A 19,018-nucleotide genomic window follows, 5' to 3' on the forward strand; every position below is an offset into this window, starting at 1 on the left:
GGAGATCGTCGGTGTTCGCGACGTGGTCGGCCAGGAGGGCCTGGACCGGGTGTTCGAGGTGCTTCGCGCCCCGCACACCGAGGAGCCGACCAACTGGTCGCGCCGGTACAAGGCGAACCTCGAGAAGCTCGCGTCGGGTGATGTCAACAAGGTGGCCGAGGTCGTCCGCGACCTCTGGCGTCGGGAGAAGGATCGCGGCCTGTCGGCCGGCGAGAAGCGCATGCTCGCGAAGGCCCGGCAGATACTGGTGAGCGAACTCGCGCTGGCCGAGGGCACCGACGAGGTGGCGGCGGAGTCGCTCCTCGATCAGGTCCTCGCTTCCTGAGCCCACCCGCAACGGTGTCCTCGGGGCACGTCGTCGCGATCGTGCCCGCGGCCGGCTCGGGCGAACGGCTCGGTGCCGGTCGCCCGAAGGCGCTGGTCGCGATCGCGGGCAAGGCCATGGTGGCCCGCGCCGTCGAAGGCCTGCTCACCTGCGGTGTCGTCGACGACGTCGTCGTGGTCGCTCCCGCCGAGCACCTGGACGAGATGCGTGCCGCCGTGCGCCGATCCGTCCGGGTGGTCGTCGGCGGCGACGACCGGGTCGCCTCGGTCGCGCTCGGGCTCGCCGTGGTCGGCGACGCCGAGGTCGTGCTGGTGCACGACGCCGCACGGTGCCTGTGCCCCGCGGAGGTGGTGCGTGCCGTGGTCGCCGCCGTGCGCGAGGGGCACGGCGCCGTGATCCCCGCCAGCCCGGTCGCCGACACCGTCCGCCGGGTCGATCCCGAGGGCCGTGTCGTCGGCCCCGTCGACCGGACCGGACTGCTCGCCGTCCAGACCCCGCAGGGCTTCGCCCCCGGCCTCCTGCGGCGCGCGCACGCCGCGGCCGTGGGCTCGTCGGCCGCGGCACGGGCGACCGACGACGCGGGGCTGGTCGAGGAGATCGGCGGTGAGGTCGTCACCGTGCCGGGGGATCCCCGTGCGTTCAAGATCACGACGCCGCTCGACCTCGCGATGGCCGAGGCGCTCCTCGGCGCGGGGTCGCCGGCCCTGGCTGGGGAGGTCGACCCGTGAGAGTGGGCATCGGCACCGATGTGCACCCCCTGTCCGACGGCGTCGCGTGCTGGGTGGCCGGCCTGCGCTGGGACGGTGTCCCCGGCTGCGCCGGCCATTCCGACGGTGACGTCGCGGCGCACGCGCTCTGCGACGCGATGCTCTCGGCGGCCGGGCTCGGTGACGTCGGGGCGGTGTTCGGCACCGGGCGCCCGGAGTGGTCCGGGGCCTCGGGGGTGCGGCTGATCGGCGAGGTCCGCCGGCTCGTGGGCGAGGACGGGTGGGTGCTCGGCAACGCCGCGGTCCAGGTGATCGGGAACCGCCCCAAGATCGGCAACCGCCGCGACGAGGCACAGCAGGTGCTCTCCGAGGCGGCGGGCGGTCCGGTCGCGGTCTCCGGCACGACGTCCGACGGGCTCGGTCTCACGGGCCGCGGCGAGGGTCTCGCCGCCGTCGCGACCGCCCTGCTCGTGCCTGCCTGAGTTCCCCGGAACCGCCCCCGCGTGACGGGGCGGTGTGCTTGCCTGCCCTGGGAGGCGAGGCCGGCGTGTTCGACGTGAACTGGGAGGCGCGTTCGCACGCCGAGATCTGGTCGCAGCTGCAGGGCCGCGGCTCGGGGTTCTCCGAGGCGGGCGGCGCGTGGAACCAGCTGGCGTCGCGGCTGCGGCAGGTCGCCGGCTCCGTCGAGCAGGCCACGCAGGGCATCACGGCCACACGCAGTGGTGCGGCGGCCGAGGCGGCCCGTGGCGCGGTCGGGCCGATGGGGGCCTGGGCGGACCAGGCGCGGGCGTTCAGCGACGCGGTCGGATCGGTCTCGCACGAGCAGTCCCGCGCCCTCTCGAGCACCCGCGCGGCGGTGCCGCCTCCCGCGCCCGCGCGGGAGCCCGTCACGCGGATGACCTGGGAGGAGGCGGGCGGGCTCGCCGCGCTGGACGCGGACCGGGCGGACCGGGCCACGCTCGACGCCGAGCGCCAGGCCCGCTCGGCGATGGGCCGCTACCAGGACGCCAGCGCCCTGCGCTCCTCGGCGCTGCCGCAGTTCGCGGCGCCCGCGGGAGGGGCGCCCCAGGTGACCGTCGTGCCCGCCGGGTCCGCTGGGGCCGTGGCGGGGGGCACGACGCCGGGTGCGGGCGGCCCGGGTGCCTCGGGCGCGGGTGGCGCGATCGGTCCCGGGACCACAGCCCCGGCGGGCCTGCCCGGCAGCGCCGCCGTGCCCGGAGCACCCGGTGCGACGGCGGGTGGTGGTCTCCCGGGCACCGCACCCGCGGCGGGGCCCGGCGGATCCGGCCCCGGGGGCGCGGGCGGGGCGGGAGCTGGCGGGTCGGGTGCTGCCGGCGCCGCGCCGGGAAGCGGCGGGGCCGTCGGCGGCGGGCTCGTGGGCGGGTCCGGAGCGGGCGGCTCGGGCGCCGAGGCGGGCGGCACCGTCGCGAGCGGTGGTGCCGCGGGCGGGCGGGTCGGTCCGGGTGCCGCGGGCGCGGGCGGCTCGCGCGGCGGCGGATCGGGCGGAACGGGGGCGAGCGCGGGCGGAACGGGGGCCGGCTCGGGTTCGGGAACGGGCACGGACGCGAGGGGTGGGTCGGGAGGCGCGGCAGGCACGGGCGGCCGGAGCGGGTCGGCCGGCGACGGGGGAGCGGCGAGCGGGCCGCGACCCTCCGGCGCAACCGAGTCGCCGCGACTCGGTTCGCCGGGTACCGACGGCGCTCGCCCGTCCGCGGACCCCGGTGCCGAGCGCGGATCGGCCGCGGGCTCCGGCACTGGCCGACCAGGACTCGAACCGGGCCCCCGCACCGGCGCCGGAAACCCGATCCTCGAGTCGGCGCTGGGCGGGCGGGCCGGCACCGCCGCGGCGGCCGGTGAACGCGGGGCCATGCCCTTCGCGCCGCTCGGGGGCTACGGGGGCGGGGGCGGCGGCGGTGACCAGCGCATCCCGCGCGCCGGGTACCTGCACGAGGACGACCCGGACGCCATCGCGGGGGAGCTCCCCCGCGTCGCCCCACCCGTGATCGGCGAGTGACCGCCCCGGTCCCGGAGGCGCCCGCACGCCGGCTGCGCCTCGACCGGGACGCCTTCCTCGCCGCGTGGCGCCACCTGCGCCTCGGGGACCGACCGCCCCTGCTGGACGTCCCCGACCACGGCGCCACGCTGTCCGCCCGCGACGCCGCCGACCGGGCGGCCCTCGCCGCCCTGCACACCCGCGGGCTGGCGCGCACCGGGGCGCCCGGCGCCCCGCCGGTCCCGATCGGCGACCTGGCCGACGCCCTCACCGCCCTGGCCCGTCCCGAGGTCGACGTCGACCTGCGCTGCTGGGACGGGCCTTCCGCCACCGCGCGGCACGGCCACGCCGCGGTCTCGGGCCAGCTCGCCGTCGTCGCCGAGCCCGACGTGGACCGCGGCGGCCTCGTCCTGGATCTCGCCTCCCGCGGGGTGGGCGCCGCAGGCCCGGGCGCGGTCGTCCGCGCTCTCGCGGCGGGCCTGCTGGCGCGGCTCCCGGACGAGCCCGCCCTCCCCGGCGTCCCGATGACGGTGCCCGCGGCGGCCCTGTTCGGCGATCGCCCGCTGCACGACCTCCCCCCGGCGCTCGCCCACCGCCTGGCCGCGCTGCGCGCCGATCCGCCGCGCCGTCAGATGCAGATCGGAGCGGCGCGCTACGGCGGGGCGGGGCGCCACCGGGTGGGTCCGCTGACCGTCGTGGACACCGTGGCCGGGCGGATGGTGGTCGAGATCGTGGGGCACGACGCGCACGTCGTGCCCGCCGACCGCGCGGGCGTCGCTCACGAGCTGGGCCGCCGGTGCGGTACAGCCACGTGAGCCCAGCCCGTGGCCCTCGAGTGGACCCCATGGCTCCCGCCGCAGCCCTCAGGGTCCAGTCGCCGACGTCTCGAGGGTGGGTCCGCTCAGCGCAGGACGGCGGCGACGGCCGCGGGGGCGTCCGAGGCGCGCAGCAGCGGCGCGTGGCGCCCGCCCCCGGCGCCCGCGAGCCGCGAGCACGCGGCGATCGCCTCGGGCGAGTCGACGGTGCGCAGCACGGACACCGTCATCCCGGCCCGCGCCGCGACCGGCACCGGGTCCTCGCCCTCGTTCCACGCCCCGTCGGTGAGCACGACGACCTCGCGCTGCGCGGCCCGGGCGTCGCGCAGCTGGGCGAGCGCCGTTCGCAGCCCGAGGGCGAGGTCGGTCGTCGAGCCGCCGCGCAGGTCGAACAGCGCGTCGAGCACCGCCGACGCGGGCGTCGGTGACGACCGGGGCCGCAGCACCACCGCCCGCGACCAGAACGCCACGACGCCCAGCTCGTCGCCCGGGCGCAGGCCCGCGGCGAGCGCCCCCGCCGTCGTCACCGCCGACGCGAGCGGCCGACCGGCCACGGAGCCGGACGCGTCGATCAGCAGCACCGTCGCGCGGGCGGAGGAACGCCACCCGCGCCAGCGCAGGTCACCCTCGGTCGGCCGGGGAGACCGCTCGAGGGTCGCGTCGAGGTCGACGTCGGGGCCGTCGCGGTCCACGATGGCCAGCCGGGAGGTGCCCCGGCGCTCCTCGCGGCCCGCCCGCGGTGCGCGCACCACCAGGTGCGCCGCGAGCCGTCGGGCGGCCGCGCGCAGGGTCGGGTCGGTGGCGCGGGCGAGGTCGGCGAGCAGATCCACCGCACCGTCGGGGTCCTCGACCGCGCGGTCCGACATGGCGGCCTCGTCGAGCACCCCCACCCGCGGACTGACCTGGGCCAGGCCGTCGCCGTGACGGTTCTCCAGCTCGGCGCGGGTGGTGGTGCGCCTCGACTGGTCGCGCAGCAGGTCCGCGACCTGGTCGGGGTCCGAGACCACCTGCGGCGGTGCCCCGGGCGAGCGACCCGGGGTCAGGCTTTTCCCGCGTCGCCCTCCCCGCCGGGAGCGGGCGACCCGGACTCGGCGCCGGTGTCGTCGGGGCCGGGCGCCGTCGCGGCCCAGATCGCGGTGACGACCTCCTCGACGGTGCGCGGCGAGCCCTCGACGAGGGCGACGCGGCCGGTGAGCGCGGCACGTGCCGCGTCCGCGCCGGTGTCCTCGCCCGGTGAGGTCTCGTCGCGGAGCGCCGCGAGTGATCCGGCGAGCGCCACCAGATCCAGTGCTCCACGGACCGAGGAGCCCAGCCGCAGGTCCGGGTGCGTACGTGTCGCCCGGACCGCGGCGACGGCGCGGCGGACGAAGGCCTCGCCCGGGTCCTCGTCCACCCGCAGGACGATGGCCAGCTCCTCCTCGGCGCTCTGGTGGTCGAAGGCGACCCGACAGGAGCGGTCGTAGAGGGCGGGCGTGATGCGGCCCGTGCCCACACCGTCGGACGGATTCATCGCCGCGACCAGCCGGAACGTCGTGGCCGCGTCGACGACGCCGAGGCGCGGGACGTGCAGGCGTCGCTCGGAGAGCACCCCGAGCAGGACGTTGAGAGTCTCCTCGGGGACGCGGTTGAGCTCCTCGACGTAGAGGAGCGCCCCGCTCTGCAGGGCGCGCACCAGCGGCCCCGGCACGAAGTTCTCGGGCCGGTAGTCCTCGGTGAGCACCCGGGAGGGGTCGTGGTGACCGACGAGGCGGGTGGGCGAGAGCTCGGCGTTGCCCTCGACCAGCTCGAACCCGACGCCCGCGCCGTCGGCGAGGGCGCGCAGCAGGGTGGTCTTGCCGGTCCCGGGCGGGCCCTCGAGCAGGACGCTGCGCCCGGAGGCGAGCGCGGCGGCGAGGACCTCGGACTCGGTGTGGCGTCCGACGACGGCGGCGCGGGCCGCATCGAGCATGCCCCGGGCCGGCAGGACGCCGGCCCGGGGCAGCACGCCGTTCACAGTGCTGATGGTCGAGCTCCGCTCCGCTGCGTCTCCTGGCTGATCGTGGGACCTGCGATCAGTCGAAGACGACGACGCCGCGGATGTTCTTGCCCGCGTGCATGTCCTCGTAGCCCTGCGCCACCTCGTCGAGCTTGTACTGCTTGGTGACGAGCTCGTCGAGCTTGAGGTGCCCGTGGTTGTAGAGGTCGAGCATCTTCGGGATGTCGGCGCGCGGGTTCGACGACCCGAACAGCGACCCCTTGAGCTTCTTCTCGAACAGGGTCAGCTCGCCGATCGGGATCGGCACGCCGACCTCGGTGATGTCGCCGAGGCCGGTGACGATGACCGTGCCCTGCTTGCGGATCGAGGCGAAGGCGTTGCCGACGTGCTCGGGCTTGGTGACGCCGATCGTGACGATCGAGACGTCGGCGCCCTGGCCGTTGGTGAAGCCCTTCGCGAGCTCGGTGGCCTCCTCGATCGACTCCACCGCGTGGGTGGCGCCGAGCTCCTGGGCCTTCTCCCGCTTGAACGCGACGGGGTCCACGGCGATGACGTTGGCGGCGCCGGCGTGCGCGGCGCCCTGGACGGCGTTGGCGCCGATGCCGCCGATGCCCTGGATGATCACGGTGTCGCCGGGCTGGACGTCACCGGTGTTCACCGCGGAGCCCCAGCCGGTGCCGACCGAGCAGCCGAGCAGGCAGGCCACCTCGAGCCTGGTGTCCTGCGGGACCTTGATGGCCGAGTCGACGGCCACCGTCGCGTACTCGGTGAACGTCCCGATGCCGCACATCTGGCCGACGTTCGTGCCGTCCTCGAGGTGCAGGCGGGTCGACGGGTCGTCCCAGCGGGTCCCGGCGAGCAGGCCCGCGCCGAGGTCACACAGGTTCGAGTGCCCGGTGGAGCACCACTTGCACTTGCCGCAGGCGGGGAGGAAGGAGAAGACGACCTTGTCGCCGACCTCGAAGCCCTTGGTGTTGGGGCCCACCGACTCGACGACGCCGCCGCCCTCGTGGCCGCCGGCGAACGGGTAGGTGCCGACCGGGATGTCACCGGTGGCGATGTGGTCGTCGGAGTGGCACAGCCCCGACGCCACCATCTTGACCCGGATCTCGTCCTGGCGTGGGTCGTCGACCTGGACGGTCGCCGTCTCGTACTTGCCCGGTGCTGACCGCACCAGGGACGTCCGACAGGTGATGGACAACGCAGACCACTCCTTGCGTAACGGGTATGTAGAACGTGCTCGTTCGCACCCTATGGTGTCGATCACCTGGGGACCAGGGTTCGATCCGGAGAGGACCGGATTCGGGAAGGGTTCGCGCCCGTCCGTAGGATCCGCGTGGTGAGCCTGCACCTGTACGACACCGCTGCACGCGCGCTGCGGGAGTTCCACCCGCAGCACGAGGGCCGGGCGTCGCTGTACGTGTGTGGGGCCACGGTGCAGGCGGTCCCGCACGTCGGCCACGTCCGATCCGGTGTCGACTTCGACGTGCTCCGCCGCTGGTTGGCCCACGGCGGGCTCGACGTCACGCTGGTCCGCAACGTCACCGACATCGACGACAAGATCCTGACCAAGGCCGCCGAGGCGGGCAGGCCGTGGTGGGAGTGGGCGGCGACCCACGAGCGGGAGTTCACCGCCGCGTTCGACGCGCTGGGCTGCCTGCCGCCCTCGGTGGAGCCCCGCGCCACGGGGCACATCACCGAGATGGTCGAGCTGATCGAGCGGCTGATCGCGGCGGGCCACGCCTACCCCTGCGACTCGGGCTCGGGCGACGTCTACTTCGCCGTGGGCACCTGGCCGGACTACGGCTCGCTGTCCGGCCAGCGCCCGGACGAGGTCGAACAGGGCGAGGCCCCGTCGCGGGGCAAGCGCGATGCCCGCGACTTCACGCTGTGGAAGGCCGCGAAGCCCGACGAGCCGAGCTGGCCCACACCGTGGGGCCGGGGCAGGCCCGGATGGCACCTGGAGTGCTCGGCGATGGCCACGCACTACCTCGGGCCGACGTTCGACATCCACGGCGGCGGGCTGGATCTGGTGTTCCCGCACCACGAGAACGAGCGCGCGCAGTCGAACGCCGCGGGCGACGCCTTCGCCGCCTACTGGCTGCACAACGCCTGGGTGACCATGTCCGGGTCGAAGATGTCGAAGTCGCTCGGCAACACCCTGACCATCCCCGCGGTGCTCGAGCGGGTCCGGGCCGTGGAGCTGCGCTACTACCTGGTGGCGCCGCACTACCGTTCGACGGTCGAGTACTCCGAGGGTGCGCTGGCCGAGGCCTCGGCGGCCTACCGGCGGATCGAGACGTTCGTGCGCCGGGTCCACGAGCGGATCGGTGCCGTGGGTGCGCAGGCCGCCCCGGAGGCGATGGCGCCGTTCGTCGCGGCCATGGACGACGACCTCGGCACCCCGGCCGCCCTCGCCGTCGTGCACGAGCAGGTGCGCGCGGGCAACACCGCGCTCGACGAGGGCGACCGCGACGCCGCCCTCGCCGCGGCCGCCGCCGTGCGGGAGATGACCGGCGTGCTCGGCCTCGACCCGCTCGACCCGCACTGGACCGCGGGCGCGGACGGTTCCGCCGGCGGCGACCACGCGCGCTCCGCGCTCGGCGCCCTCGTCGGCGACCTGCTCGTGCAGCGCACCGCCGCCCGGCGCGACAAGGACTTCGCTCGGGCCGACGCCGTCCGCGAGCAGCTGACCGCGGCAGGCGTCGGGATCGAGGACACCCCCGACGGTCCGATCTGGACCTTGAAGGACGACGAGAGCTGATGGCCGGCAATTCACGCCGCCCCGGAGCCCGGCGCAACCCGGGCTCGAAGAAGGGCCCCACCAAGGGCTCGGGCGGCAAGCGCGCGAAGGGACTCGAGGGCAAGGGCCCGACCCCTCCCGCGGACCAACGCCCGAACCACAAGTCCTACCGCGGTGGCGGATCGACCGGGAAGAGCGGGCAGGGCGCCCCGGCGCCTCGCCGCGCCGACGGCGCCGGCGGTGGTGGCGGCGGACCCACGGGCGGCGCCGGTGGCGGCGGGCGGGGCAGGCCCCGCAGCGCGTCCACCCGGCGCGACGCTCCCGACGGGCCCCAGGTCGTCGTCGGGCGCAATCCGGTGGTCGAGAGCCTCCGGGCGTTCATCCCCGCGACGGCGCTGCACGTCGCCCAGGGCATCGACGTCGACGACCGGGTCCGCGAGGCACTGCGCACGGCCGGTGACCGGCGCATCTCGGTGCTCGAGGTGCCGCGCGGCGACGTGGACCGGATGGCCGACGGCGCCGTGCACCAGGGGCTCGCGCTCACGGTGCCCGCCTACGAGTACCTCCACCCCGACGACCTGCTCGAGCAGGCGCGCCAGACGGCGCACCTCGCCCGGGTCGAGCCGCTGCTCGTCGCGCTCGACGGCGTCACCGATCCCCGCAACCTCGGCGCGGTCGTCCGCTCGGCGGCGGCGTTCGGGGCGCACGGTGTGCTGCTGCCGCTGCGGCGCTCGGTCGGGGTGACGCCGGTGGCCTGGCGGACCTCGGCGGGCGCGGCGGCGCGGATGCCGGTCGGGCGCGCGACGAACCTCTCGCGAACCCTGAACGCCTGGAACGACGACGGGTTCGTCACGGTGGGTCTCGACGGCGACGTGTCGGAGACGATCGACGACCTCGACGCCGTCGCGGGCCTCGACGCCGCCCGCGGGCCGCTGGTGCTGGTCGTCGGCTCGGAGGGCAAGGGGCTCTCGCGGCTGGTGCGCGAGACGTGCACCGCGACGGTGGCGATCCCGATGGCTGGCAAGGTGGAGTCGCTCAACGCGTCGGTGGCCGCGGGCGTCGCGCTCGCGGAGGTCGCGCGCCTGCGCCGCGCGGGCTGACGGTCAGTCCAGGAACGCCCGCAGCTGGGCGAGCACCTCGTCCGGTGCCTCCTCGGGCAGGAAGTGCCCGACCGGCACCGACGACCCCGAGACGTCCGAGGCGTACTCCCGCCACACCGCGAGCGGCTCGTAGGCGCGCCCGACGAACGAGTGCTCGCCCCAGAGCACCAGGACCGGGCAGGTGACCCGGGCGCCCTCGTCGTGCGAGGCGTCGTCGTCGGCGAGATCGGTGGTGGCGCCCGACCGGTAGTCGGCGGTGGTCGCCGCGATCGTCGCCGGGTCGGAGAAGGCGCGGACGTAGTGGTCCATGACCTCGGGCTCGATGCTCGCCCCCGGCGCGAGCAGCCGCTCGATCATCGATCGGATCCAGAACTCCGGCGCGCCCGCGAGCAGTGTCTCCGGGATGTCCCCGCCCGCCGAGAGCAGGAACCAGTGGAAGTAGCCGCGGGCCAGGGTGAGGTCGACGTGGGTGAGGACGTGCCGCGTCGGAACGATGTCGAGGACGGCGAGCCGCGAGACCGCCTCGGGGTGATCCAGGGCGAGGCGGTGGGAGACGCGGGCGCCCCGGTCGTGCCCGACGAGGTCGAACCGGTCGAAGCCCAGCGAGCGCATGACGGCGAGCTGGTCGGCGGCCATCGCGCGCTTGGCGTAGTTCCGGTTCTCCGCGTCCGGGGCGGGCTTGTCGCTCGCGCCGTAGCCGCGCAGGTCGGGGACGACGACGGTGTGGTCGGCCGCCAGCGCGGGGGCCACGTGACGCCACATCAGGTGGGTCTGGGGGTAGCCGTGCAGCAGCAGGACGGGGTCTCCGGAGCCACCGACCGCGGCGTGGATCGTGGTGCCGTCGGCGTCGATCCGTTCCTCCCGGAACGGGGCGGGCATCTCGGTCACGGCGCTCCTTCGCGTCGGGTGGGTGTGGTCGGGGCGCGATCCGGTGCGGGGCGCCCTTCGGTGGCTAGTTCGACTGGAGGGCACCTTCGCTCGAATCCCGGGCAGTGCCCGAATCCGCAGCGGTGCGCTCGTCGGGTGCGGTGTCGCGGCGACGCGGCACGACCACCTCGGTCTCCGCGGTCCGTCCCCGCAGGTGCCGGGTGCCGAGGCGCGTCCAGTGCCCCGCCTCACGCGCGGACGCCCGGGACAGCGCCGCGCCCGACGCCGCCACGCCGTCGTCGGTCTCCTTCGCCACCTCGCACAGCCGCGCGGCTTCGTTCACGGGGTCGCCGATGACGGTGTATTCGTAGCGGCGCCGGTCGCCGATGTTGCCCGCCACCGCTTCGCCCGCCGAGATGCCGATGCCCGCGCGCACCTCCTGCTCGGACGAGTCGAGCACCTCCTGCGTCAGCCGCGCAGCGAGGGTCCGGCCCGCCCCGAGTGCGCAGCCCGCGGCGTCGTCGAGCCCCGTCGGGACCCCGAACACGGCCAGCGCCGCGTCCCCCTCGAACTTGTTGATCCAGCCGCCGTGCTCCTCGACGACGTCGATGACCAGCGCGAAGAACTCGTTGAGCAGCTCCACGACCTCGGTCGGCGGGCGGGTCGCGGCCAGCGTCGTGGACCCGACGAGGTCGATGAAGAGCACCGCCACCTCGCGGACCTCGCCGCCGAGCTGGAGCTCGTTCTCCAACGCGTTGCGGGCGACGTCCTCACCGACCTGCCTGCCGAACAGGTCGCGCATCCGCTCCCGTTCGCGCAGCCCGGCGACCATGGTGTTGAACCCGGCCTGCAGCAGCCCGAGCTCGGTGGTGTCGAAGACCGGCACGTCGACGTCGAGGTCGCCGGACTCGACCCTGCGCAGCGCCCGGCGGACGGCGAGCACGGGGGCGGCGGTGGACATCGCGGTGAGCGTGATCACCGCGCCGCCGAAGAGCAGCGCCACGCCCCCGAGCACCATCACGACGACCGCCAGCCGCTCCACGGTGTAGCCGCCGAACGCCAGCGCCCCGCCCGCGGCGAGGAGCACCCCGAGCAGGGGCGCCGCGGTGCCGAACAGCCAGCCGCCGACAGTGCGCATGAGCACGCCGGGCAGCACGGTCCCCGACGGCGGCCGGAGCGCGAGCACGCGGCGCACGGCCGGGCGAAGGACCACCTCGACGAGCCGGTAGGTGATCGACACCGTCACGACCCCGCCGAGCACCACCGTCGAGCCGACCTGGAACCCGAGCCGGCCCGACGAGAAGACGTTGAGCAGCACGAACAGCACGGCGGCGACTGCCCAGAGCACCGCCTGGACCAGCGCGAGCCGCAGCGGCCCGCGCAGCACGACCCGGCGCAGCCGCAGGACGACGCGTTCGCGGGCGGCGTCGTCGGCGTCGGCGGGCAGCGGGGGCACCAGCATGCGCCGGTGGCCCCACCAGGCGCCGAACACGACGGCGACGAACAGGTAGGGGCCGAAGACCAGCAGGTTGCGCACCAGCGCCCCGGGGTCGGAGATCAGCACGTCGGTCGGCAGCACCCAGGCGGCGAGGACCAGGACGACGCCCGCGCCGACGAGGTTGGGGAGCACGACCACCGCCACCAGGGTCAGGCGGGTGAGGAGGCCGAGCCCGGCGATGTCACGGTCCCGTCCCACGTCCGCCTCGGCGTCGAGGGCCGAGCGCTCGCGGCGCGTCATGGAGGGACCCTAGCGGCGCCGCCCGAGCCCGCCCGGGCCCGGCGACGTGATCGCTACCATGCGGGCATGGCGGTGCCCGGTCTGGTGCATCGCGGGGTCTCCTACGACGACCCCGCGATGCTGGCCGGGGCACTGCTCCCGCTGCTGGACCGGACCCTGCGCGCCGGGGACGCCGTCACCCTCGCGGTGGACGCGCCCACCGCGGCCGCCGTGCGGGGCGGTCTCGCCGCGGAGGTCCTCGCGGGCCTCGAGTTCCTCGATCCGACCCGGCCGGTCCGATCCGACGCGTTCCAGCTCGCCGCCCGGCGGGCGACGGGGGTCGCCGCGGCGGCGCGGGCGGGCCGACAGAGCCTCCTCGTCACCCAGCACCAGCCGCAGCTCGGCCTGACCGACGCCTTCTGGCTGCGCCTCGAGGCGGCGCTGGGCGAGGCGCTGCACGGCCTGCCCGTGACGCTGCTGTGCGCCTACCGGCTCGGCGCAGGCCTGCGCGCCGCCGGTGAGACCGACGGCCCGACGGCCTTCCTGGCCGCCCACCCCGAGCTGGCCGGGGTGGACCATCTCGAGGACCCCGTCGCGAACGCGGCGTACCGCCCCCCGCTCGATGTGGTCCGCGGGCTGCCCACGACCACGGTCGCGGCCGCCCCGCGGGGTGCGCGCCGCTGGACCTTCGACGCCGACGACCTCGCGCGGCTGCGCCACGAGCTGGGCGCCGCGCTCGCTACGAGCGGGCTCGGGCCCGAGGAGGGGGAGGACCTGGTCTACGCGGCCAGCGAGGTCGCCACCAACGCGGTGGAGCACGGCGGGGGCTCCGGGGTGCTCTGGACCTGGGTCGCCGACGGCGAGGTGGTCTGCCTCGTCGACGACGCGGGCGTGCTGGGCGAGCCGTTCCCCGGGGTGGTCCCGCCCCCGCTCGATCAGGACCGCGGGCGGGGGCTCTGGCTCGCGAGGGCGCTGTGCGACGACGTCGACGTGTCGGTCGACGGCGACGGGACGCGGGTGAGGCTCGCGCGGCGCCTGGTGCGCAGCGAGCCGACCACGCGGCAGACCAGGTAGATCACGAACGCGATCCCGGCCACGAACGGACTGATCGGAAGGCCGGGGGCGAGCGAGGCGACGATCCCGCCGAGCACCGAGACCTCCGCGAACACCACCGCGAGCACCGTGGCGACGAGCGGGCTCGCCGTCACGCGGGCGGCGGCCGCGGCCGGGGTGATGAGCAGCGCGAGTACCAGCAGCGCCCCGACGATCTGCACGCCGAGCGCGGTCGTCGCGCCGAGCAGCACCGCGAACGCGATCGAGAGCGCCCGCACCGGCACCCCGCGGGCCGCGGCCATCGTCGGGTCCAGGCTGGCGAACAGCAGCGGGCGGTAGGCGACGCCGAGGACGCCGACGACCACCACGCCGGTCACCGCGAGCGAGACCAGGTCCCCGGTGTCGACGCCGACGATCTGCCCCACGAGCAGCCCGAACTTGTTCGCCGACCGGCCGGTGTAGAGGGACTGGAAGAGCACGCCGAGCCCGAGCCCGAACGAGAGCAGCACGCCGATGACGGAGTCGCGCTCGTGGGCGGCGAGCCCCAGGGCGCCGAAGACCAGCGCGACGACGACCGCGCCGACCAGCGCGCCCCACCCGACCGCGCTCGCCCCGAACAGCAGCAGCGCGCCCGCGCCGCCGGCGAACGACAGCTCGGCGGTGCCGTGCACGGCGAAGGCCATGCCGCGCCCGACCACGAGCGGGCCGAGCAGACCGGCCAGCAGCGCCAGGACGGCGCCCGCGAGCAGCGCCTGGCGCACGAAGCCCACGTCGAGCAGGTCCAGGGTGGAGGTCACCGGGCACCGACCTCATCGCGGCCGGGCACCGGCTCGTCGTGGTGGTGCACCGGGGAGTCCTCCGCGCCGACGACCAGGATGCGGCCGCGCACGCGCACCACCTCGACGTCGGTGCGGTAGAGCTGCGAGAGGTTCTCCGAGGTCATGACCTCCTCGGGCGTCCCGATCCGGAACCGGCCGTCGACGAGGTAGAGGATGCGGTCGACGACGGGGAGCACCGGGTTGAGCTCGTGGGTCACGAACACCACCGCCGTCCCGTGCTGGCGGCGCCGCCGATCGACCAGGTCGACCACCTCGCGCTGGCGGGCGAGGTCGAGCGAGAGCAGCGGCTCGTCGGCCAGCAGGAGCGTCGCGTCCCCGACGAGCGCCTGCGCGACCCGCAGCCGCTGCTGTTCTCCACCGGAGAGCGACCCGACGGGGGCGTCGGCGTAGTCGAGCGCGTCGACCTGGGCCAGCGCCGCGTGGACCTGGTTCCGGCGCGCGGTCCGGCCGCGCAGGCCCGGGCCCCAGCGGTGGCCGTCGAGCCCGAGCCCGACGAGGTCACGTCCGCGCAGCGGGGTGAGCGGGTCCAGGGCGCGCTGCTGGGGGATGTAGCCCACCGCGGAGCTGCCTCGGGCGGGCGGCGCGCCGTGGACGCGCACCTCGCCCGCCGAGAGCGGCAGCAGCCCGAGCAGGACCTGCAGCAGCGTCGTCTTCCCGGAGCCGTTGGGACCCAGAACCGCGACGAACTCCCCCGGGTGGATGTCCAGGTCCAGGCCGGTCCACAGGGTGCGCGGTCCGCGTCGCAGCTCGGCGCCGGACAACGACACCGCCCCGGCGCCCGACGACACCGCCCCGGCACCGGTCTCGGCTGCACTCATGCTCGTCCTCTCGTGATGCCTGCGCCCGGCGGTGGTGGTCGCCGGGCGCCGCGGGTCACCCCTGGGCGGGTGCGCCGACGGCCTTGGCGAGCGCCGCCCGCGTCCCGTCGACCCACTGCAGGTAGTCGGTGACGCCTACAGGCAACGTCTCGGTCACGTCGACGACCGGCACGCCCGCCCCGGCCGCCCGGTCGCGCAGGCCGGTCACGACGGGGGTCTCCGTCTGGGGATTGAACACGAGAGCCGAGACCTGCCGCGCGGACAGGGCATTGCTGACCTGGACGAGGGACGCCGCGGAGGGGTCGGTCTCGTTCTCGATGGCGTCGACGAACTGCTGCGGGGTCGCGTCGGCGACGCCCGCGGTGCGCAGCAGGTAATGGGCGATCGGTTCGGTGGAGAAGACCTGGGTGCCCGGTTTCTTCTGCCCGATCGCGGCGGTCTGTGCCGCGATCCGGTCGACCTGGGCGTCGAACGCGGTCGCGCGCTGGTGCAGCGCCGCGGCCTGGGCCGGCTCGGCGGCCGAGAGCCGGTCGGCGACCTGCGTGGCGACCGCCTTCACCGTCGTGGGGTCGAACCAGACGTGCTCGTTGTCGTCGGCCTTGTCGGGGCGCAGGTCGAACGCCTCGATCGTCTTTGCCTTGGCTGCGGAGTCCGCGTCGGTGACCTTGTCGACGAACGTGTCGTACCCGCCGCCGTTGGCGACGACCAGGTCGGCCTCACCGATCGCGGCGGCGTCGGCGGGAGTGCTCTCGTAGGAGTGCGGGTCGCCTGCGGGGTCCGCGATGATCGAGCGGACCTGCGCGTCCGGTCCCGCGACGGCGCTCGCGACCGCGCCCCACACGTTGGTGCTGGCGACGACGGTCAGGGTCCCGGGCCTGGCGTCCGCGGACCCGGCGGAGTCCCCGGAGCTCCCGCAGCCCGCGACCAGGGTCATGGCGACGAGGACGCCGCCTGCGGACAGGACGGCGCGGCGGGCGACGGTCATGGGGCGGCTCCGGGGTCGTCGTGTCGTGGTGTCAGAAAAGTCGCGTTCCAGACGCTCAACGTCAGAAAATCGACTCTCACGAGCGGGTGACTCGCAAACGATAACCGTTGCCGTTATCGGTGGCGAGCGTGGGCTGCACGACACGACTGATGACACGAGCGGGGTGCGAAACGGCGACGACCGGTGGCCCTAGATCGAAACAGTCGCTACGTTGCGCAGGTGGCAGAGGCACTCGAGGGGCGGAGGTCCACGCGTCGCACGGCGACGCTGGCCTCGTTGGCCGCCGAGCTCGGGGTGTCGCGGACGACGGTCTCGAACGCCTACAACAGGCCCGATCAGCTGTCCCCGGCTCTCCGTCGGCGAGTTCTCGACACCGCGCGCCGTCTCGGTTATCCGGGCCCCGACCCGGTGGCGCGCTCGCTGCGCACCCGCAAGGCCGGGGCCGTCGGACTCCTGCTCACCGAAGCGCTGTCCTACGCGTTCCGCGACCCGGTGGCCATCCAGTTCCTGGAGGGCCTCGCGCTCGCGTGCGAGGACAACGGCTCCGGGCTCCTGCTCGTCCCGGTGAGCCCTGAGGCCGAGGACGTCGGGGCGGTCTCCCGCGCCGGTGTCGACGGCTTCGTCGTCTACTCCATGCCCGACGACGACGAGCACTTCGCCGCCGTCCTCGAGCGTCCGGTCCCGGTCGTGGTCTGCGACCAGCCGACCGACGTGCCCGACGTCGACCGGGTCGGCATCGACGACCAGGCGTCCATGGTCGAGCTCGCCCAGCACCTCGGCGGGCTCGGCCACCGCCGCGTCGGCGTGCTCTGCATGCGCCTCTCGACCGACCGCAACGACGGGTTCGCCTCCGTCTCGCGCCAGGACTCGGCGCGCTACGAGGTCCAGCGCCGCCGGATCGCCGGCCTGCGCGACGGGTTCACCGGGTTCGGCGTGGACTGGTCGACGGTCCCGGTGGTGGAGCGCTTCGACCACACCGAGGCCGCCGGGGCGACCGCCGTCGAGCAACTGCTCGAACGCCATCCCGACGTCACCGCCGTCGTGTGCACCTCCGACATCCTCGCCCTCGGCGCGCTGCGCGGGGTCCGCGCGTCCGGTCGGGACGTTCCCGGCGAGATCACGGTGACCGGGTTCGACGGCGTGCCCGCCGCCGAGCGGGTGGGGCTCACCACGGTGCGCCAGCCGTCGCTGGACAAGGGCCGGGCCGCGGGGGAGCTGCTGCTCGACCGCGGCGACCGTCAGCGCTCCCGGACGCTGCTGCTGCCGACCGAGCTGATGGTGCGCGCCACGAGCGGGCCGCCGGCGACCTGAGCCGCCGACGTCCCGCCCGCCTCAGAAGATCCGTGGGCGCCGGGCGCGGATCGCGGGCGTGAGCCTGCGGCGCTGCAGCTTGGCCAGCGGCCAGCCGATCTGCTCCCCGAAGGACACCCCGGCGGCGAGCCCGAGGCTCACGGTGAGTGCGAGCAGGATCGTGACGCTGCTGGTGCCGATCGGGCTGACCGCGCCGTTGACGCCGCCGCCGCTGCTCGTGGCGAGCTGGGAGAACCCCGTGTAGAGGGTCAACCCGGGCAGCAGCGGCATGATCCCGGCGACGACGAGGACGAGGGGCGGCGTGCCGAGGCGCATCGGCAGCGCCATCGCGATGAGCCCGAGGACCGCCGCCGCGGACGCGGAGGCGACGACCTGACCCATCCCGTGAGCGGAGCCGGCCGCGTAGATCGCCCACGCGGCGGCGCCGCCGACCCCGGCGACCGGGAGCGACGTCAGGGGGGCGTACGCGGAGAGCGCGAAGAACAGACCGGCGGCCGCCGCGGCGATCAGCGACGTCGCGTCCGCCTGCGGGGTCAGGTCACTGGGGATGTTCAGCGCGGCGGACAGCGCGGACGGGCCCCCGACCGCCTCGGCCAGCTTGATGGACACGACCACGCCGACCAGCAGCCCCGCCGTCGCCAGCACGACCTCGACGGCCCGGCCCGCCGCGGTGAGCGGGAACCCGGTGATGGCGTCCTGGACGAGGCCGACCAGCGACAACCCCGTGAGCAGCACGATGATCCCGGCCGCGACGACGTAGGCCGACGAGTCGAGCAGGATCCCGGAGGACGCCAGCGCGATCGCGGTCGTCGTCACCACCATCGCGCCGAACACCTGCTGGAAGAACATCGGCACGTTGCGCCTGCCCAGCCAGCGCGCCATCCCCCACACGACGGAGGTGAGCAGGAACGTCACGAGGGCCACGCCCGCGCCACCGCCGATGAGCACGGCGACGGCGCTCGCGAACGCGGAACGGGCGAGGCCCGCGGCGTAGCGCGGGTACGGGTGCGCGGCGTTGACCGCGATCGCCAACCGCTCGAACGCCTCGGAGGAGGTGAGCGGGACGTCCTGGTCGACGATGTCCTTGATCAGCGCGTCGATGGTCGTCAGCCGGGTGTAGTCCTGGGTGCGGTAGCGGACGTTGCGCATCGTCGTCACCGGACCGGCCTCGAGGCCGCGGTGGCAGCACATCGTGATCGTCGAGAACGCGATGTCCACGTCGCACGTCGGCAGGCCGTACGCGCTCGCGATCGAGAGCATGGTGTCGTGCGCGACCGCCGCGCCCGCCCCCGTCGCGAGCTGCACCTCACCGATGCGCAGGGCGAGGTCGAGCACGCGCAGGACCAGGGTCTCGTCGGCGACCTGCGGGCCGGGCATCGCCGGCAACAGGTTCTCGCGGACGGTCGGTGCGTCGATCGCCGCCCGCCGGAGGTCCTCGGCGGACGGGAGCGGGACGTGTCGGCGGAACGAGCCGGCGGCTCGCTGGGCCACCCCCACGGGCGGCGCCTCCTCTCGGGGCTCGGGAGTGGCGTGGTCGGGTCTCGACCGCCGCATCCCGGGAATCTTCATGCGTGTCACCTCGTGGGACGCCTCGATGGGTGGGGCGTTGTCGGGGACCTGCTCGGTCGTCGGTGTGATCCGCACCCCCGGGCGGCCCGACCGGGCCCGCGGTGGGGCCCCTACGATGGTGCCTGGTGCCGGCGTAGCTCAATCGGCAGAGCACTCGCCTTGTAAGCGAAAGGTCCGGGGTTCGATTCCCCGCGCCGGCTC

General features: G+C 75.2%; 17 protein-coding genes, 1 tRNA gene and 1 pseudogene. 10 read left to right on the top strand and 9 right to left on the bottom strand.

Going from position 1 to position 19,018, the window contains the following annotated elements; translation table 11 throughout:
- From VGI02_RS18435 to VGI02_RS18455, 5 genes are all read left to right on the top strand, one after another.
- On the top strand, nucleotides 1–325 hold a 325-nt coding region (locus VGI02_RS18435; RefSeq protein WP_331629489.1), incomplete at its 5' end, for a CarD family transcriptional regulator.
- 14 nt (nucleotides 326–339) lie between these two features.
- A complete protein-coding gene (gene ispD / locus VGI02_RS18440; RefSeq protein WP_331629491.1) occupies nucleotides 340–1,053 on the top strand; it encodes a 2-C-methyl-D-erythritol 4-phosphate cytidylyltransferase in 714 nt (237 codons plus the stop codon).
- A complete protein-coding gene (gene ispF, locus VGI02_RS18445; RefSeq protein WP_331629493.1) occupies nucleotides 1,050–1,514 on the top strand; it encodes a 2-C-methyl-D-erythritol 2,4-cyclodiphosphate synthase in 465 nt (154 codons plus the stop codon). The genes ispD and ispF overlap by 4 nt, the downstream gene beginning before the upstream one ends.
- 38 nt (nucleotides 1,515–1,552) lie before the next feature.
- Nucleotides 1,553–3,046 carry a PPE domain-containing protein gene (locus tag VGI02_RS18450; protein ID WP_331629495.1) on the top strand — a complete coding sequence of 498 codons (1,494 nt, stop codon included), beginning with the start codon at nucleotides 1,553–1,555 and terminating at the stop codon, nucleotides 3,044–3,046.
- Nucleotides 3,043–3,840: an ESX secretion-associated protein EspG gene (locus tag VGI02_RS18455; RefSeq protein WP_331629497.1), complete on the top strand. Its 798-nt coding sequence runs from the start codon at nucleotides 3,043–3,045 to the stop codon at nucleotides 3,838–3,840. Before VGI02_RS18450 ends, VGI02_RS18455 begins: the two co-directional genes overlap by 4 nt.
- Before the next feature lie 86 nt (nucleotides 3,841–3,926).
- Here VGI02_RS18455 and VGI02_RS18460 read toward each other — a convergent pair whose 3' ends face one another.
- The 3 genes from VGI02_RS18460 to VGI02_RS18470 are packed head-to-tail and all read right to left on the bottom strand — an operon-like array spanning nucleotide 3,927 to nucleotide 7,016.
- Nucleotides 3,927–4,847 carry a vWA domain-containing protein gene (locus VGI02_RS18460; RefSeq protein WP_331629499.1) on the bottom strand — a complete coding sequence of 307 codons (921 nt, stop codon included), beginning with the start codon at nucleotides 4,845–4,847 and terminating at the stop codon, nucleotides 3,927–3,929.
- A 32-nt stretch (nucleotides 4,848–4,879) separates the two neighbouring features.
- Nucleotides 4,880–5,833 carry an AAA family ATPase gene (locus VGI02_RS18465; RefSeq protein WP_331629501.1) on the bottom strand — a complete coding sequence of 318 codons (954 nt, stop codon included), beginning with the start codon at nucleotides 5,831–5,833 and terminating at the stop codon, nucleotides 4,880–4,882.
- A gap of 58 nt (nucleotides 5,834–5,891) precedes the next feature.
- Nucleotides 5,892–7,016, bottom strand: coding sequence for an NDMA-dependent alcohol dehydrogenase (locus VGI02_RS18470; RefSeq protein WP_331629503.1), 1,125 nt, complete (start codon nucleotides 7,014–7,016; stop codon nucleotides 5,892–5,894).
- Nucleotides 7,017–7,154: 138 nt separating this feature from the next.
- On the opposite strand from VGI02_RS18470, the gene cysS reads away from it, so the two are divergent.
- Nucleotides 7,155–8,579, top strand: coding sequence for a cysteine--tRNA ligase (gene cysS, locus VGI02_RS18475; RefSeq protein ID WP_331629505.1), 1,425 nt, complete (start codon nucleotides 7,155–7,157; stop codon nucleotides 8,577–8,579).
- On the top strand, nucleotides 8,579–9,658 hold the full coding sequence (gene rlmB, locus VGI02_RS18480) for a 23S rRNA (guanosine(2251)-2'-O)-methyltransferase RlmB (protein ID WP_331629507.1): 1,080 nt from the start codon (nucleotides 8,579–8,581) through the stop codon (nucleotides 9,656–9,658). The genes cysS and rlmB overlap by 1 nt, the downstream gene beginning before the upstream one ends.
- A gap of 3 nt (nucleotides 9,659–9,661) precedes the next feature.
- Here the strand turns inward: rlmB and VGI02_RS18485 are convergent, their stop codons facing one another.
- Both VGI02_RS18485 and VGI02_RS18490 read right to left on the bottom strand, forming a co-directional pair.
- Complete coding sequence (locus tag VGI02_RS18485) at nucleotides 9,662–10,537, bottom strand: alpha/beta fold hydrolase (RefSeq protein WP_331629521.1); 876 nt, start codon at nucleotides 10,535–10,537, stop codon at nucleotides 9,662–9,664.
- A 73-nt stretch (nucleotides 10,538–10,610) separates the two neighbouring features.
- Nucleotides 10,611–12,263, bottom strand: a complete 1,653-nt coding sequence (locus VGI02_RS18490) for an adenylate/guanylate cyclase domain-containing protein (RefSeq protein ID WP_331629509.1) — start codon at nucleotides 12,261–12,263, stop codon at nucleotides 10,611–10,613.
- 117 nt (nucleotides 12,264–12,380) lie between these two features.
- On the opposite strand from VGI02_RS18490, the pseudogene VGI02_RS18495 reads away from it, so the two are divergent.
- Nucleotides 12,381–13,208: pseudogene (locus VGI02_RS18495) on the top strand (ATP-binding protein); the annotation flags it as partial.
- Here VGI02_RS18495 and VGI02_RS18500 read toward each other — a convergent pair.
- From VGI02_RS18500 to VGI02_RS18510, 3 genes are read right to left on the bottom strand one after another with little or no spacing between them, the layout of a single operon-like run.
- Nucleotides 13,178–14,092: a metal ABC transporter permease gene (locus VGI02_RS18500; protein WP_331629511.1), complete on the bottom strand. Its 915-nt coding sequence runs from the start codon at nucleotides 14,090–14,092 to the stop codon at nucleotides 13,178–13,180. The pseudogene VGI02_RS18495 and the gene VGI02_RS18500 overlap by 31 nt on opposite strands.
- Entirely contained in the window at nucleotides 14,089–14,952 is an 864-nt protein-coding gene (locus VGI02_RS18505) for a metal ABC transporter ATP-binding protein (protein WP_331629513.1), read from the bottom strand. The genes VGI02_RS18500 and VGI02_RS18505 overlap by 4 nt, the downstream gene beginning before the upstream one ends.
- 55 nt (nucleotides 14,953–15,007) lie before the next feature.
- Nucleotides 15,008–15,937, bottom strand: coding sequence for a metal ABC transporter solute-binding protein, Zn/Mn family (locus VGI02_RS18510; protein ID WP_331629515.1), 930 nt, complete (start codon nucleotides 15,935–15,937; stop codon nucleotides 15,008–15,010).
- A 219-nt stretch (nucleotides 15,938–16,156) separates the two neighbouring features.
- Between VGI02_RS18510 and VGI02_RS18515 the strand changes: the two genes are divergently transcribed.
- Nucleotides 16,157–17,248 carry a LacI family DNA-binding transcriptional regulator gene (locus VGI02_RS18515; protein ID WP_331629517.1) on the top strand — a complete coding sequence of 364 codons (1,092 nt, stop codon included), beginning with the start codon at nucleotides 16,157–16,159 and terminating at the stop codon, nucleotides 17,246–17,248.
- Between the two features lie 21 nt (nucleotides 17,249–17,269).
- Here the strand turns inward: VGI02_RS18515 and VGI02_RS18520 are convergent, their stop codons facing one another.
- Nucleotides 17,270–18,745, bottom strand: coding sequence for a threonine/serine exporter family protein (locus tag VGI02_RS18520; RefSeq protein WP_331629519.1), 1,476 nt, complete (start codon nucleotides 18,743–18,745; stop codon nucleotides 17,270–17,272).
- A 199-nt stretch (nucleotides 18,746–18,944) separates the two neighbouring features.
- Between VGI02_RS18520 and VGI02_RS18525 the strand changes: the two genes are divergently transcribed.
- Nucleotides 18,945–19,017 (top strand) — tRNA-Thr (locus VGI02_RS18525).
- The last annotated feature ends 1 nt before the right edge of the window (nucleotide 19,018 follow it).

The organism is Actinomycetospora sp., assembly GCF_036497245.1.
In the GTDB taxonomy this organism is placed as follows: domain Bacteria; phylum Actinomycetota; class Actinomycetes; order Mycobacteriales; family Pseudonocardiaceae; genus Actinomycetospora.

Excerpts from the sequence above, each read along its gene's own strand:
- VGI02_RS18505 (WP_331629513.1), bottom strand. The coding sequence starts at position 14,952 with ATGAGTGCAGCCGAGACCGGTGCCGGGGCGGTGTCGTCGGGCGCCGGG.
- VGI02_RS18510 (WP_331629515.1), bottom strand. The coding sequence starts at position 15,937 with ATGACCGTCGCCCGCCGCGCCGTCCTGTCCGCAGGCGGCGTCCTCGTC.
- VGI02_RS18490 (WP_331629509.1), bottom strand. The coding sequence starts at position 12,263 with ATGACGCGCCGCGAGCGCTCGGCCCTCGACGCCGAGGCGGACGTGGGA.
- VGI02_RS18485 (WP_331629521.1), bottom strand. The coding sequence starts at position 10,537 with ATGCCCGCCCCGTTCCGGGAGGAACGGATCGACGCCGACGGCACCACG.
- rlmB (WP_331629507.1), top strand. The coding sequence starts at position 8,579 with ATGGCCGGCAATTCACGCCGCCCCGGAGCCCGGCGCAACCCGGGCTCG.